The sequence below is a fragment of the Vagococcus sp. WN89Y genome (assembly GCF_052220145.1).
GTDB lineage: Bacteria > Pseudomonadota > Gammaproteobacteria > Enterobacterales > Enterobacteriaceae > Kosakonia.
On record NZ_JBQPOM010000048.1, the window covers coordinates 1 to 15551 of the forward strand.

12 protein-coding genes are annotated in these 15551 nt (G+C 51.9%); 4 read left to right on the top strand and 8 right to left on the bottom strand.

What is annotated here, in order from left to right; all coding sequences use genetic code 11:
- Nucleotides 1-191: 191 nt before the first annotated feature.
- The 7 genes from ihfB to ACTU3N_RS14805 form a co-directional block, all read right to left on the bottom strand.
- Nucleotides 192-476: an integration host factor subunit beta gene (ihfB, locus tag ACTU3N_RS14775; RefSeq protein WP_443086894.1), complete on the bottom strand. Its 285-nt coding sequence runs from the start codon at nt 474-476 to the stop codon at nt 192-194.
- Between the two features lie 167 nt (nt 477-643).
- Nucleotides 644-2317 (bottom strand): 30S ribosomal protein S1, encoded by a 1674-nt coding sequence (rpsA, locus tag ACTU3N_RS14780; RefSeq protein WP_443086895.1) that lies wholly within the window; start codon nt 2315-2317, stop codon nt 644-646.
- 113 nt (nt 2318-2430) lie between these two features.
- Nucleotides 2431-3114 carry a (d)CMP kinase gene (gene cmk, locus ACTU3N_RS14785; RefSeq protein WP_443086896.1) on the bottom strand — a complete coding sequence of 228 codons (684 nt, stop codon included), beginning with the start codon at nt 3112-3114 and terminating at the stop codon, nt 2431-2433.
- 166 nt (nt 3115-3280) lie between these two features.
- Nucleotides 3281-4045 (bottom strand): M48 family metallopeptidase, encoded by a 765-nt coding sequence (locus tag ACTU3N_RS14790; protein WP_443086897.1) that lies wholly within the window; start codon nt 4043-4045, stop codon nt 3281-3283.
- Between the two features lie 135 nt (nt 4046-4180).
- Nucleotides 4181-5464, bottom strand: coding sequence for a 3-phosphoshikimate 1-carboxyvinyltransferase (gene aroA / locus ACTU3N_RS14795; RefSeq protein ID WP_443086898.1), 1284 nt, complete (start codon nt 5462-5464; stop codon nt 4181-4183).
- Nucleotides 5465-5531: 67 nt separating this feature from the next.
- A complete protein-coding gene (gene serC / locus ACTU3N_RS14800) occupies nt 5532-6617 on the bottom strand; it encodes a 3-phosphoserine/phosphohydroxythreonine transaminase (RefSeq protein WP_443086899.1) in 1086 nt (361 codons plus the stop codon).
- 162 nt (nt 6618-6779) lie between these two features.
- Nucleotides 6780-7472 carry a DUF421 domain-containing protein gene (locus ACTU3N_RS14805; RefSeq protein WP_443086900.1) on the bottom strand — a complete coding sequence of 231 codons (693 nt, stop codon included), beginning with the start codon at nt 7470-7472 and terminating at the stop codon, nt 6780-6782.
- Between the two features lie 137 nt (nt 7473-7609).
- On the opposite strand from ACTU3N_RS14805, the gene ycaO reads away from it, so the two are divergent.
- The 4 genes from ycaO to pflA all read left to right on the top strand — a co-directional run bounded on the left by ycaO (nt 7610) and on the right by pflA (nt 13901).
- A complete protein-coding gene (gene ycaO, locus ACTU3N_RS14810) occupies nt 7610-9370 on the top strand; it encodes a 30S ribosomal protein S12 methylthiotransferase accessory factor YcaO (protein WP_443086901.1) in 1761 nt (586 codons plus the stop codon).
- Nucleotides 9371-9777: 407 nt separating this feature from the next.
- Complete coding sequence (gene focA, locus ACTU3N_RS14815) at nt 9778-10635, top strand: formate transporter FocA (RefSeq protein WP_443086902.1); 858 nt, start codon at nt 9778-9780, stop codon at nt 10633-10635.
- A 51-nt stretch (nt 10636-10686) separates the two neighbouring features.
- The gene (gene pflB, locus ACTU3N_RS14820) at nt 10687-12969 is read left to right on the top strand and encodes a formate C-acetyltransferase (protein ID WP_443086903.1); all 2283 of its coding nucleotides are present in this window, start codon (nt 10687-10689) and stop codon (nt 12967-12969) included.
- A 173-nt stretch (nt 12970-13142) separates the two neighbouring features.
- A complete protein-coding gene (pflA, locus tag ACTU3N_RS14825) occupies nt 13143-13901 on the top strand; it encodes a pyruvate formate lyase 1-activating protein (protein ID WP_443086905.1) in 759 nt (252 codons plus the stop codon).
- Nucleotides 13902-13967: 66 nt separating this feature from the next.
- On the opposite strand, the gene ACTU3N_RS14830 is transcribed toward pflA, so the two are convergent.
- Nucleotides 13968-15116 carry an MFS transporter gene (locus tag ACTU3N_RS14830; RefSeq protein ID WP_443086904.1) on the bottom strand — a complete coding sequence of 383 codons (1149 nt, stop codon included), beginning with the start codon at nt 15114-15116 and terminating at the stop codon, nt 13968-13970.
- Nucleotides 15117-15551 lie beyond the last annotated feature (435 nt).

Here is a 15551-nt window from a genome sequence, read left to right on the forward strand (position 1 = left end):
CGATCTGCTCAACAACGGCTATTTTAAAGGATAGAGGATAATCGCGTTGGGTGCGTTTGAACTCAGTCATCATCACGTTCTCCGGGTTTGAGTCAGGAATGTGTCAACGCTATTCAGGACGGGTCACAGAAACAAAAAAAGCACCTTCACAGGTGCTTTTTTACTGATTAAGTTTTAGCGCAGGCTAAACCTTATTCATAAATATTGGCGCGGTCGCGTAATTCTTTACCCGGCTTAAAGTGCGGGACATATTTGCCTTCCAGCTCCACTTTATCGCCTGTTTTCGGGTTACGCCCGGTGCGGGGTGCGCGATAGTGCAGAGAAAAACTACCGAAACCGCGGATCTCAATGCGCTCGCCCTGGGCAAGGGTAGAGGCCATATGCTCCAGCATCTCTTTTACGGCATCTTCTACGGCTTTTGCCGGGATGTGCGATTGCTGGCTTGCAAGTCTTTCAATCAATTCTGACTTGGTCATGATTCCTCCGGTTCCTTTCAAGGCAAAATTAGCTTAACAGCAGCACCAGGTAACAAGGGCGACCGTAGCCGCCCTTTGTTATTGATTACAGGACGAATCCTGCAATCTGTCAAGTAACTCATTATCCTAAACACATAAACTGTGTAAATGATGCAGAGTCCTTGATCTTACTCGCCTTTCGCTGCTTTGAAAGCTTCAGCCATAGCGCTAGAGAAGTTGCCTTCTTCCTGTTTGTTGTTAACAGAAGCGATAGCATCTTTCTCGTCAGCTTCGTCTTTCGCGCGAACAGACAGGCTAACTACACGGTTCTTACGGTCAACGCCGGTGAATTTAGCTTCAACGTCGTCGCCTACATTCAGAACCAGAGTCGCATCTTCTACGCGATCGCGGGAAGCTTCAGAAGCGCGCAGGTAACCTTCAACGCCGTCAGCCAGTTCTACGGTTGCGCCTTTCGCGTCAACTGCAGTCACTTTACCGTTTACGATTGCGCCTTTCTTGTTCAGTGCAACGTAGTTGTTGAACGGATCTTCTGCGAGCTGTTTAACGCCCAGAGAGATACGCTCGCGCTCTGCGTCAACCTGCAGAACAACGGCTGCGATTTCGTCGCCTTTTTTGTATTCACGAACTGCTTCTTCGCCTGCAACGTTCCAGGAGATGTCAGACAGGTGAACCAGGCCATCGATACCGCCGTCCAGGCCGATGAAGATACCGAAGTCAGTAATAGACTTGATTTTACCTTCAACGCGGTCGCCCTTGTTATGGGTTTCAGCGAACTGCTGCCACGGGTTGGATTTGCACTGTTTCAGGCCCAGGGAGATACGACGACGTTCTTCGTCGATATCCAGAACCATAACTTCCACTACGTCGCCAACGTTAACAACTTTGGACGGGTGGATGTTTTTGTTGGTCCAGTCCATTTCGGAAACGTGAACCAGGCCTTCAACACCTTCTTCGATTTCAACGAAGCAGCCGTAGTCGGTCAGGTTGGTCACGCGGCCAGTCAGACGGGTGCCTTCCGGGTAACGCTTAGCGATAGCGACCCACGGATCTTCGCCCAGCTGTTTCAGGCCCAGGGATACACGAGTACGCTCGCGGTCGAATTTCAGCACTTTAACAGTGATTTCGTCGCCAACGTTTACGATTTCGCTCGGATGCTTAACGCGTTTCCATGCCATATCGGTGATGTGCAGCAGGCCGTCAACGCCGCCCAGATCAACGAATGCACCGTAGTCAGTAAGGTTCTTAACGATACCTTTAACTTCCATGCCTTCCTGCAGGTTTTCCAGCAGCTGATCGCGTTCTGCGCTGTTTTCGGATTCGATAACTGCACGACGGGAAACAACAACGTTGTTACGCTTCTGGTCAAGCTTGATTACTTTGAATTCAAGCTCTTTGCCTTCAAGGTGCAGAGTGTCACGGACCGGACGAACGTCTACCAGAGAACCTGGCAGGAACGCGCGGATGCCGTTCAGCTCAACAGTGAAGCCGCCCTTGACTTTGCCGTTGATAACACCGGTAACAGTTTCAGCGTCTTCGTAAGCTTTTTCCAGCGTGATCCAGGCTTCGTGACGTTTAGCTTTCTCACGGGACAGCAGGGTTTCACCGAAGCCGTCTTCTACTGCATCCAGAGCAACGTCAACTTCGTCACCAACCTGGATTTCCAGCTCGCCCTGGGCGTTTTTGAATTGCTCAGCCGGGATGGCAGATTCAGATTTCAGACCAGCGTCAACCAGTACTACGTCTTTATCGATAGCAACAACAACACCACGAACGATAGAACCCGGGCGGGTTTCGATTTCTTTCAGGGACTCTTCAAAGAGTTGAGCAAAAGATTCAGTCATATTGATAATCTTCAGGATTCTTCAATTTAACGTCCACCTGGCTTCATGCCGGATGGGGTTGTTTCACATGCCTGCTCACATTCCATTGCAGCAGGTACTACGAATTCTGTCGCTTACGCGAGAGCCAATTTTTGGCGAGCATAGTGTAGCGCTTTCTCGATCACTTGCTCAATGCTTAATCGGGTTGAATCCAGAACTAAAGCATCAGCAGCGGGAACCAGCGGCGCAACGGGGCGATTACGGTCGCGATCGTCACGTTCTTTGATCTCAGCCAAAAGGCGTTCAAAGTTAACACTAAAGCCCTTCTCCTGCAACTGTAGCATGCGGCGATGCGCACGCTCTTCAGATGAGGCATCAAGGAAAATTTTCACTGGTGCATCAGGGAACACCACCGTTCCCATGTCGCGCCCGTCCGCTATCAGACCTGGCGCTTCGCGAAATGCACGCTGGCGGCGTAATAAAGCCTCGCGCACGCGCGGGAAAGCGGCGACCTGCGACGCCGCATTGGCGACTTCCTGAGTACGGATTTCACCGCTTACGTCTTCTCCTTCGAGAATCACTTCCAGGCGACCATCGGTGGCGACAAAGCGCACGTCCAGATGCGCAGCCAGCGGAGCCAGCGCCTCTTCCGATGCCACATCAACATGATGATGCAGCGCGGCCAACGCCAGCACACGATAAATTGCGCCTGAGTCCAGCAGATGCCATTGCAACGCTTCCGCCATTGCCTTGCAAAGGGTGCCTTTTCCCGCACCGCTTGGCCCATCAATGGTAATTACCGGGGCAATTGCCGTCATCTTTTTCTCCTTTATAGAAGGCATACCGTTTACGTAAACGCCGCGCATTATACGCAGCTATGCAGCCAAACGTTACTGTTGAGTTCGAATAACGGAATATATGAAGGTGAGTGTAGAAGAATTGTACGGAAGACGGGCCGATTTATACCAGCCCGTAATGGCAAGGTTACTTCTTATCTGCCGCGATGCGATCGCGGATATGCTGCGCACGTTCCGCTGAAGGCGGGTGTGAGTCGAACATCGATTTTTCAGAACCTGCATCAAGTTTTGCCAGCTTGTCGAAGCTGCTGACCAGACCCTGACGGCTGATGTTGCGTTTTTTCAGCAGATCATAGGAGAAATCATCCGCTGCGGACTCCTGGCTGCGGGAGAATGCAGAGTTGATCATATTCTCCGCCAGATCGCCAAGCTGGGACTGAGAAAGCTGCGCACCTGCCGCGCTGCTGGCGGAGATAGCATCGCGAGTCGCAAGAGTGGCGTACGCAGTCTGCATCGCTTTGCGTGTATGACCCAGCGCGACGTGACCCATTTCATGCCCCAGCACGGCTTCGACTTCGTTGTTGGTCATCATATCCATCAGGCCGCTATAAACACGGATGCAGCCGTTCGCCATCGCCCATGCGTTAACCTCTTTCGTCATATAGACTTTATAGTTAACCGGCGTGCCGTCGATGGTGTTACCGAGTGCTTTGGCGATTTTGCCCAGACGTTTTGCATAGGTGCTGGAGGCTGGCGCAACACGGTTTTGTTTGTCCATCTCCGCGCAGGCCTGGTCCGACAGCGCCTTCACATCCGCATCGCTCAGCGTTGCAGCTTTATAAGCAGACATCCCGGATTTTGTTAACGCATCTGCGTCAATACTACCCATGTGTTTACAGCCAGAGACCAGGGTTGCTGCCATCAGGCAGCCCAGAAGCATTGTTTTTTTCATAGACAGTCCATGTGTTAACTAACTGAAATTTCGGGGTTAATCCCGCAGGGATAGTAACATGGACCACGGAGGGTTGCCCCTGCCATTGTTGAGAGGGGCAAAGCTCCGCATAATGTGCGGAGCATAAGCGTGCTATCAGGCGAGTGTGCTGATACGGGCCAGTTGCTGGAAATAATCGGGGAAGGTTTTCGCCGTGCATTTCGGGTCAAGAATGGTCACCGGCGTATCCGACAGCGCCACCAGCGAGAAGCACATCGCCATGCGGTGATCGTTATAGGTGCCGATTTGCGCAAACTGTAACGTTGCAGGCGGCGTGACGCGGATGTAATCCTCGCCCTCTTCCACCGTCGCGCCAACTTTGCGTAGCTCGGTCGCCATCGCAAACAGACGATCGGTTTCTTTCACGCGCCAGTTATAAATGTTGCGCAGCGTCGTGGTGCCTTTGGCGAACAGCGCCGTGGTAGCAATGGTCATGGCTGCGTCCGGTATATGATTCATATCCATATCGACAGCATTCAGCTCACCACGGGTGCAGGCAATGTAATCATCGCCCCACTCCAGCGTCGCGCCCATTTTTTCAAGCACGTCCGCAAAACGGATATCGCCCTGCACGCTGTTACGGCCAATACCGGTAACTTTCACCGTCCCGCCTTTGATGGCTGCCGCCGCGAGGAAATAGGACGCAGACGACGCATCGCCCTCCACCAGGTAGTGACCCGGCGAGAGGTAAGTCTGATTACCGCGCACGACAAAGCGCTGATAATGCTGGTTCTCCACCTCCACACCGAAGGTTTTCATTAAATGCAGCGTGATGTCGATATAAGGTTTCGACACCAGCTCGCCTTTGATGGTAATGACGGTATCAGCTGGTGCCAGCGGTGCGGCCATTAAAAGCGCGGTCAAAAACTGGCTGGAAACACTACCGTCAACGCTCACTTCGCCGCCATCAAATCCCCCGCGCAGGTGCACTGGCGGATAATTTTCCTGCTCCAGATAATCAATCTTCGCGCCGCCGTGGCGTAAGGCGTCCACCAGATGACCAATCGGGCGCTCTTTCATGCGCGGCTCGCCGGTCAGCACCACATCATTATTACCCAGGCACAGTGCCGCGGCCAGCGGGCGCATCGCGGTCCCGGCGTTGCCAAGAAACAGTTCCTGTTTTTGCGCAGTGTGCAGCGGGCCACCGGCTCCGGTGACTTCACAGCGGGTACGATCGGCGGATAAGGTGTAATGAACTCCCAGCGTACTGAGGGCATTGAGCATATGGCGGACATCGTCGCTGTCGAGCAAATTGGTCAGCACGGTCGTACCACGGGCTAATGCAGCAAGTAACAAAGCGCGGTTTGAGACACTCTTGGAGCCAGGCAGATTAATGGTGCCATCTACCCGCGCGATGGGTTGTAACGTCAGGGATTCCATGAAACTTCACTCTCTACAGACAAAAATAAAACCCCGCAGGCAGGCTGCGGAGATAGCAAAAAAACACTTAACCGTGGCGGCGCTCAAACTCCAGCATAAACTCGGTCAGCGCCTGTACGCCAGCAAGCGGCATAGCGTTATAGAGAGAAGCACGCATACCGCCCACCACACGGTGCCCTTTTAGCGCATGCAGGCCCGCGGCGAAAGACTCTTCCAAAAAGAGCTTATCCAGCGCACTGTCCGCCAGCTGGAACGGTACATTCATGCGCGAGCGGTTTGCCTTCGCAACATCGTTACGATAGAAGTCGCTGTTATCGATAACGCCATATAACAGGTCGGCTTTTTGCTGATTGATTTTATCCATTGCCGCTACACCGCCCTGCTTTTTAAGCCATTTAAACACCAGCCCGGAGAGATACCAGGCGAACGTCGGCGGCGTGTTGAACATGGAGTCGTTCTCATTGAGAACAGAATAATCAAGGATAGACGGGCAGGAAGTGTGCGCTTTACCGAGTAAATCTTCGCGCACGACAACCAGCGTCAGGCCCGCCGGGCCGATATTTTTCTGTGCGCCAGCGTAAATGACGCCAAAACGGCTGACATCAATCGGGCGGGAAAGGATGGTGGAGGAGAAATCGGCCGCTACCACCACATCGCCAAAGTCCGGCGTTTCGTCGATAGCGATACCGTCGATAGTTTCATTCGGGCAGTAGTGCAGGTAAGCCGCGTTGTCGCTCAGTTGCCAGTCGCGCATCGGTTTTACCCCGCGCAATCCATCAACGCTGATTTTGGCGTCAAAAACCTGCGGAGTGCAGTATTTTTTCGCTTCTTTTATTGCGCTGGCGGCCCAGTACCCGGCATCGACATAATCTGCCGTGGTTTTATCACCCAGCAGATTCAGCGGCACACCCGCAAACTGACCGCGCCCGCCGCCGTGGCAGAACAAGACTTTATAGTTAGCGGGGATATTCAGCAGCTCGCGAAAATCCTTTTCTGCCTCTTGCGCCACCTCAATAAACTCTTTACCTCGGTGGCTAATTTCCATCACCGATGTGCCAAGCCCGTGCCAGTCGCAGAGTTCCTGTTGCGCTTGTTTAAGTACGTCCGCCGGAATGGCGGCCGGACCAGAACTGAAATTGAAGACCTGAGTCATTTCCCCTCACCACGCTATAAAGCAATAAGATATTCCTGTGACATCGGTTTTATCATTGCGCGACACGCGCCGCAACGGGTAAACCGCTTCGGGGCGCGCTGAGGGAATAAACCAACCAGCACAATGTTTTGCAAAGAGAAAAGAGAGCCGATAAAAAACCTGTTATGTAACGCGTTTTGCCCGGCTGGCCTTCGACCATTCTGGATTTGCACAACGCGAGCAGGCGCGCTTTTCTCCCGCCTTAAGAGGGGTAATTTTACTGCAACGCACGCAGACATAATCCCCCGCATCCGGCACGATGATAAAACGCTCGCTGCACCCTTCAGGCAAAATACATAACCCTGGCTTGACTTCATCATCCGGGTAGTAAAACACGCTTAGCTGGCCGTTCGTTTCCATAATGGCGAGCCGGACCTGGCCTAGCTGATCGACGCCGCTTATCCGCAGCTCCATAAAAAATTCGAATTCGGTCATATTCTCAGCATGTAATTTTTCCCATGCCAGTTCGCCGTGCTCAACAACAATCACCGGTTTGCCTTCCAGGAGATCTTCGAGCCGTTCGCTGTGCGCCATCAACCACATCACCAGCCGGTACAGCAACGCCAGGGTAACAAAAACGACCAGTACCGGTAGCATCGGGACATCGTCGTAAAACGCAACGTCGCCCGCTGCGGAGCCAAGCGTCAGGATTATTAACACCTCGAACAGCGACATTTGCCGAACACCGCGCCGACCGGTGATTTTGAGGAAGAGAAAGACTAAAACAAAGGTGTAAAGGCTTCGTAGCGCGACTTCCCCTAAAAAATCCAGTGGGACCTTATCAAGCGCCATACGGTGCAGGTCAAATGCTTCCATTTTTCATTCCTGAAGAATTTATTCTTTCTTTTAAGCATAGCCAGAAGTTTAATTTATGCCGGACCGCCGTGGGCAATAGCGCCAGTCAGGCAAAACCCGTATCATTGCGCGCTTAACAAACGAACAAAGTGATCGCCATGACCCAAACTTTTATTCCCGGCAAAGACGCCGCGCTGGAAGACTCCATCGCCCGCTTTCAACAAAAGCTCGCAGACCTCGGTTTTCATATTGAGGAAGCCTCCTGGCTGAACCCGGTACCGAACGTCTGGTCTGTGCATATTCGCGATAAAGAGTGCGCGCTGTGCTTTACCAACGGCAAAGGCGCCACCAAAAAAGCGGCGCTGGCCTCGGCGCTGGGTGAATATTTCGAGCGTCTTTCCACCAACTATTTCTTCGCCGACTTCTGGCTGGGCGATGCTATCGCTCAGGGGCCATTTGTGCATTACCCGAATGAGAAATGGTTCCCGCTGCCGGAGGACGACTCACTGCCGCAGGGTATTCTTGATGATCGCCTGCGCGCGTTTTACGACCCGGAAAATGCATTGACCGCCGGTATGCTGGTGGATTTGCAGTCGGGCAATGATGCGCGCGGAATTTGCGCCCTGCCCTTCACCCGTCAGTCCGATCGGCAAACGGTTTATATTCCGATGAATATTATCGGCAACCTGTATGTTTCCAACGGCATGTCTGCGGGCAATACGCCGAACGAAGCCCGCGTTCAGGGGCTGTCGGAAGTGTTCGAGCGCCATATCAAAAACCGTATCATCAGCGAAAGCATCAGCCTGCCGGAAATTCCGCAGTCTGTACTGGCGCGCTACCCGGGCGTGGTGGAAGCCATTGCCAAACTGGAAGCCGAAGGTTTCCCTATTTTTGCTTACGATGGCTCGCTTGGCGGTAAGTATCCGGTTATCTGTGTGGTGCTGTTTAACCCGGCTAACGGCACCTGTTTCGCCTCGTTCGGCGCGCACCCTGATTTCGGCGTAGCGCTTGAGCGTACCGTTACCGAGCTGCTGCAAGGCCGTGGGCTTAAAGATCTCGACGTCTTTACGCCGCCCACCTTTGATGATGAAGAAGTGGCAGAGCACGCCAACCTCGAAACACACTTTATCGATTCAAGCGGTTTGATCTCCTGGGATATGTTCAAACAGGACGCGGATTATCCGTTTGTGGACTGGAGCTTTGCGGGCACCACCGAGGAAGAGTTCGCCACTCTAATGGCTATCTTTAAAGCAGAAGATAAAGAAGTCTATATCGCTGACTACGAGCATCTGGGCGTTTACGCTTGCCGCATCCTGGTGCCGGGCATGTCCGATATTTACCCGGCAGAAGATCTGTGGCTGGCGAATAACACCATGGGCAGCCATCTGCGCGAGACGATTCTGTCGCTGCCGGGCAGCGAGTGGGATAAAGAGGCCTACCTCTCACTGATTGAACAACTCGATGACGAAGGTCACGACGATTTTACCCGCGTACGCGAGCTGCTTGGCCTGGCCACCGGGAAAGACAACGGCTGGTATACCCTGCGTATTGGCGAGCTGAAAGCAATGCTGGCGCTGGCGGGCGGTGACCTGGACCAGGCGCTCTCCTGGACCGAATGGACCATCGAGTTTAACGCGTCGATTTTCTCACCCGCGCGCGCTAACTACTATCGCTGCCTGCAAACGCTGCTTCAGCTGGCGCTGGAAGAGGATCGCGAACCGCTGCAATACCTTCACGCCTTTGAGCGTATGTACGGCGCACAAACGGTTGAAGCCGCCAGCGCGGCGCTGAGTGGTGAAGCGCCGTTCTACGATCTGCAACCCGCGGACGGTACTTTGCAAGCGTTCCCCGCCCATCAGGCACTGCTGGCAGCTTATGAGAAACTGCAGCGTGCGAAAGCAGCATACTGGGCGAAATAACGCTGAGAAATACCACAACCTGTAGGCTTAATGATTCGTCTGCGGTATATTAAGGGGCAATTTCATTGCCCCTTTTTAATTATTTTTGCGCAATGAAGGCCAGATGTAATAATTAGGTTAAATATGAGTAAATGTAATTATTCCACTTAAACAATTATTGTTACTTCTTATGGCTATTACCCCATTTTAATTAACTGTCTGTCGGGAGGCGTAATAATTTTCCTCAACATATTTTGTAACTTTTAAACTTTATTTTTATTTGGATAATCAACACGTTACTCCGCATTCGCTGAAAAACCATGCACTTTGCGGACCTTAAAGCCAGGCGAGATATGATCCATATCAAATTCTCATCTATAATGCTTTGTTAGTATCTCGTCGCCGACTTAAATAAAGAGAGAGTTAGTGTGAAAGCTGACAACCCTTTTAATCTTATACTGCCCCCTGAAATGGCAAAAGTTGCCGAAGAAGCGGGTGTCTACAAAGCGACTAAACATCCGCTGAAGACTTTTTACCTGGCGATAACTGCAGGTGTATTTATCTCCATAGCTTTTGTTTTTTATATCACTGCAACCACCGGCACCGCGACGATGCCTTTTGGCATTGCTAAACTTATTGGTGGGATTTGTTTCTCGCTGGGTTTAATTCTTTGCATCATTTGCGGCGCAGATCTTTTCACCTCGACTGTTTTAATTGTGGTTGCCAAAGCCAGCGGCCGTATTACCTGGGGTCAACTGACCCGCAACTGGATTAATGTCTATGTCGGGAATCTGGTTGGCGCGCTGCTCTTTGTGTTGCTGATGTGGTTATCTGGCGAATATATGACGGCAAACGGCGGCTGGGGTCTTAACGTCCTGCAAACCGCCGATCATAAAGTGCATCATACCTTTATTGAGGCTGTCGCGCTGGGTATCCTGGCAAACCTGATGGTCTGCCTGGCTGTGTGGATGAGCTATTCTGGCCGCAGCCTGATGGATAAAGCGATGATTATGGTGCTGCCGGTTGCGATGTTTGTCGCCAGCGGTTTTGAGCACAGCATTGCAAACATGTTTATGATCCCGATGGGGATTGTGATTCGTAACTTTGCAAGCCCGGAGTTCTGGACCGCAGTTGGTTCCAGCCCGGAAAGTTTTTCTCACCTGACGATTTCTCATTTTATTATCGATAATCTTATACCCGTAACAATCGGCAATATTATCGGTGGTGGGTTATTAGTCGGGTTGACATACTGGGTCATTTACCTGCGTGGCGACGATCATCATTGATGGTTTTCTCAGGCAGTAAATAAAAAATCCACTTAAGAAGGTAGGTGCTACATGTCCGAGCTTAATGAAAAATTAGCCACAGCCTGGGAAGGTTTTACTAAAGGCGACTGGCAGAATGAAGTAAACGTACGTGACTTCATCCAGAAAAACTACACCCCGTATGAAGGTGACGAGTCCTTCCTGGCTGGTGCGACGGATGCAACCACCGCGCTGTGGGACAAAGTCATGGAAGGGGTAAAACTGGAAAACCGCACTCACGCGCCAGTTGATTTCGACACCTCTGTTGCTTCTACCATCACTTCTCACGACGCTGGCTATATCAACAAAGCGCTTGAGAAAATTGTTGGTCTGCAAACTGAAGCCCCGCTGAAACGCGCGATCATTCCGTTCGGCGGTATCAAAATGGTTGAAGGTTCCTGCAAAGCGTATAACCGCGAGCTGGACCCGATGCTGAAAAAAATCTTCACCGAATACCGTAAAACCCATAACCAGGGCGTATTCGATGTTTACACCAAAGACATCCTGAACTGCCGTAAGTCTGGCGTACTGACCGGTCTGCCGGATGCCTACGGTCGTGGTCGTATCATCGGTGACTACCGTCGCGTTGCGCTGTACGGTATCGACTACCTGATGAAAGACAAATATGCTCAGTTCGTTTCTCTGCAGTCTGACCTGGAAAATGGCGTCAATCTGGAAGCCACTATTCGTCTGCGTGAAGAGATTTCCGAACAGCATCGCGCGCTGGGTCAGATCAAAGAGATGGCAGCAAAATACGGCTACGACATCTCTGGTCCGGCAACTAACGCGCAGGAAGCTATTCAGTGGACCTACTTCGGCTACCTGGCCGCTGTTAAGTCTCAGAACGGTGCAGCAATGTCGTTTGGTCGCGTATCCACCTTCCTGGATGTCTATATCGAACGTGACCTGAAAGCAGGCAAAATCACCGAGCAAGACGCTCAGGAAATGATTGACCACCTGGTCATGAAACTGCGTATGGTGCGTTTCCTGCGTACCCCTGAGTATGATGAGCTGTTCTCCGGCGACCCGATTTGGGCAACGGAATCTATCGGCGGTATGGGCGTTGATGGCCGTACGCTGGTAACCAAAAACAGCTTCCGCTTCCTGAACACCCTCTACACCATGGGGCCGTCTCCGGAGCCGAACATCACCGTTCTGTGGTCAGAAAAACTGCCGCTGAACTTTAAAAAATTCGCGGCTAAAGTCTCCATCGATACCTCTTCTCTGCAGTATGAGAACGATGATCTGATGCGTCCTGACTTCAACAACGATGACTACGCTATCGCTTGCTGCGTAAGCCCGATGATCGTTGGTAAACAAATGCAGTTCTTCGGTGCTCGCGCTAACCTGGCGAAAACCATGCTGTATGCCATCAACGGCGGCGTTGATGAAAAACTGAAAATGCAGGTAGGTCCGAAATCAGAACCGATCAAAGGTGACGTTCTGGACTTCGACGAAGTGATGGAACGTATGGATCACTTTATGGACTGGCTGGCAAAACAGTATGTCACCGCGCTGAACATCATTCACTACATGCATGACAAGTACAGCTACGAAGCCTCTCTGATGGCGCTGCACGATCGTGACGTTATCCGCACCATGGCGTGTGGTATCGCAGGTCTGTCCGTCGCGGCTGACTCCCTGTCTGCTATCAAATATGCGAAAGTTAAACCGATTCGTGACGAAGACGGTCTGGCTATCGACTTCGAAATCGAAGGCGAATACCCGCAGTTTGGTAACAACGATGCGCGCGTGGATGACCTGGCGGTTGACCTGGTTGAACGTTTCATGAAGAAAATTCAGAAACTGAAAACTTACCGTAACGCTATCCCGACACAGTCTGTTCTGACCATTACTTCTAACGTTGTATATGGTAAGAAAACCGGTAACACCCCGGATGGCCGTCGTGCTGGCGCACCGTTCGGACCGGGTGCTAACCCGATGCACGGTCGTGACCAGAAAGGTGCTGTTGCCTCTCTGACCTCCGTTGCAAAACTGCCGTTCGCTTACGCTAAAGATGGTATCTCCTACACCTTCTCTATCGTTCCGAATGCGCTGGGTAAAGACGATGAAGTGCGTAAAACTAACCTCGCGGGCCTGATGGATGGTTACTTCCACCATGAAGCGTCCATCGAGGGTGGTCAGCACCTCAACGTAAACGTAATGAACCGTGAAATGCTGCTTGATGCGATGGAACATCCGGAAAAATATCCGCAGCTGACCATCCGTGTTTCCGGTTATGCCGTACGTTTTAACTCCCTGACGAAAGAACAGCAGCAGGACGTTATTACCCGTACTTTCACTCAGACTATGTAATGAGTTTTGACTGAAATCGCGAAGTAAAAAGCGTACAATAAAGGCTCCACGTCAGTGGGGCCTTTTTAACACCCGCAGCCTGTTTTGGCAGCCAACCAGTTTCTGGATGCCTGCCAAAACAGACTTAGTGCAGAAGGAATTAATCTGTACGCAACAGGCCCCGGATGGGCCACATCTGGAGAATCACTGCAATGTCAGTTATTGGTCGCATCCACTCATTTGAATCCTGTGGCACGGTAGACGGCCCGGGCATCCGCTTTATTACCTTTTTCCAGGGCTGCCTGATGCGTTGCCTCTATTGCCATAACCGTGATACATGGGACACCCATGGTGGCAAAGAGGTGACGGTAGAAGAGTTGATGAGCGATGTCGTGACCTATCGCCACTTTATGAATGCGTCCGGCGGCGGCGTAACGGCCTCCGGCGGTGAAGCGATTTTGCAGGCGGAATTTGTTCGCGACTGGTTCCGCGCCTGCAAAAAAGAAGGCATTCATACCTGTCTCGACACTAACGGGTTCGTGCGTCGTTACGATCCGGTTATTGATGAGCTGCTTGAAGTCACCGATTTGGTGATGCTTGATCTGAAACAGATGAACGACGAAATCCATCAAAATCTGGTGGGCGTATCAAACCATCGCACGCTGGAGTTCGCTCAGTATCTGGCGAAGAAAGGTATCAATACCTGGATCCGTTATGTCGTGGTGCCAGGCTGGTCGGATGATGATGACTCAGCGCATCGTCTCGGTGAATTCACCCGCGATATGGGCAATGTCGAAAAAATCGAACTGCTGCCCTACCATGAACTGGGTAAACATAAATGGGTGGCGATGGGCGAAGAGTACAAGCTGGACGGTGTGAAGCCACCGAAGAAAGAGACCATGGATCGGGTGAAAGGTATTCTCGAACAGTACGGTCACAAAGTGATGTACTGATCTGCTGGCCCGGCTTTCTGCCGGGCCTTTTTAATGCAAGCCAGACGTTAAACGCCGGGCTTTTTCTCAGGCGTGCGCCACCGGGTTGGGATGCTGTCCCGCTTTACGCATCAGCATCATCAGATACACCAGCGATACCCCGGCTATCATGACGAACAGCAGGCTGTCCGAATAGCTTTGCATCAGCATGGCGGTCATTGTCGGGCCGAGCAAGCTGCCAATGGTATAGCTCAGCAGCAGCGCCTGGTTCATGGCGACCAGCTGATGATGCTCCACTTTTTCACACGCCCAGGCCATTGCCACCGGATAAAGCGTAAACCCTGCGGTTCCAAGCACAAACAGCGCTGGCGCCATCGCGGCATTACCCAGCATGGCCACGCAGCCAATAATCACGACAAAGACCTGCACACGCAGTACCAACAGGCGGCCAAAGCGATCCGCCAGACGGCCAATGGGCCACTGGCCGATAATCCCGGCACTCACCATCAGCGCCATCCAGAAACCGATACCGGAATCGCTGATCCCCTGATGGGAAAGATAAAGCGGCATCAGCCCATACAGCGAGCCAAGAATAATGCCGGAGATAATGCAGCCATTCACGCCCAGGCGTGCCTGGCGCAGGCGCAGCATTGGCCACACCGACGTCGCTGCCTGCTCTTCGCTGTGTTGATTCACAATACGCGTAAACAGCAGCGGCAGGATCCCGGCCAGTACCAGCCCGGTCACCCACGGCAGCACGCTCATCAGCTCCGTTGGCAGTTTGCTGACCATCAATTGGCCCAGCACCGTACCGATGTAGTAAACCATCATATAGGCAGCCAGCAGGCGACCACGGTTTCGGGAGGTACCGCTGCACATCAGCGCGCTTTCCACCACGACCCAGATCATGGCGCAACCGACGCCCGCGATAAACCGCCAGATCATCCAGCTCCAGAAGCCCACCATCAGTCCCAGACCGACGCAGCCCACGGCAAAAATAAGCGAGGCAATATAATAGCTACGGTTAAAACCCATCTTACGAATAAGTCGCCCCGTCAGTAGCGTACCGATTAGATTACCGGTGAAATAAGAAGAACCCACCATACCGACCTGCCAGGTTGGCAAGTTTTCATGGGTGAGCCAAAGGGGCACGAGCGTATTTAACGTCGCAATCGCCAGGGTCAACAGCATCAGGCCACAGAGCAATAAAAGCACTGGCCGCGTATAGGTGGACATGGTTAAAAACCGTGAGGAAGTTCAGGATTCGTGCGCATCATGCCACCGGCAAAAACAAAGTCAATCCATTGGTTTAGCGCCCTGGCACGATTTACGCATCATCAATTTGAATTACTTATCCTGCGCTGCGTTAGAACTTTTTCATTACTCTTTATCTGCTTGTTTTTATTGATCCAGCGATAAAACGCGGTGCAAAATTCAGTTGAAAAATTTCATGATATAAAATCAATAAACTGGCTTATCGTGTATAGCGAAAAACGTTATTAACGACTCGCACGCCATGCAGACGTAAAAAAAGCGCCCGCAGGCTAATGCCGATCGTTTAAGGATCGGTTGACCGATCCGGTGGCTGGTGTAAAAAGGGTTTCATGTTCATCATGGAACCCTTTTTAAATGGAACTTTCCCAGGCCCTCGGCATTATTAATCTCACCGCA

Coding starts and splice junctions, on each gene's coding strand:
- ihfB (WP_443086894.1), bottom strand. CDS start 476: ATGACCAAGTCAGAATTGATTGAAAGACTTGCAAGCCAGCAATCGCAC.
- rpsA (WP_443086895.1), bottom strand. CDS start 2,317: ATGACTGAATCTTTTGCTCAACTCTTTGAAGAGTCCCTGAAAGAAATC.
- cmk (WP_443086896.1), bottom strand. CDS start 3,114: ATGACGGCAATTGCCCCGGTAATTACCATTGATGGGCCAAGCGGTGCG.
- ACTU3N_RS14790 (WP_443086897.1), bottom strand. CDS start 4,045: ATGAAAAAAACAATGCTTCTGGGCTGCCTGATGGCAGCAACCCTGGTC.
- aroA (WP_443086898.1), bottom strand. CDS start 5,464: ATGGAATCCCTGACGTTACAACCCATCGCGCGGGTAGATGGCACCATT.
- serC (WP_443086899.1), bottom strand. CDS start 6,617: ATGACTCAGGTCTTCAATTTCAGTTCTGGTCCGGCCGCCATTCCGGCG.
- ACTU3N_RS14805 (WP_443086900.1), bottom strand. CDS start 7,472: ATGGAAGCATTTGACCTGCACCGTATGGCGCTTGATAAGGTCCCACTG.
- ycaO (WP_443086901.1), top strand. CDS start 7,610: ATGACCCAAACTTTTATTCCCGGCAAAGACGCCGCGCTGGAAGACTCC.
- pflB (WP_443086903.1), top strand. CDS start 10,687: ATGTCCGAGCTTAATGAAAAATTAGCCACAGCCTGGGAAGGTTTTACT.
- ACTU3N_RS14830 (WP_443086904.1), bottom strand. CDS start 15,116: ATGTCCACCTATACGCGGCCAGTGCTTTTATTGCTCTGTGGCCTGATG.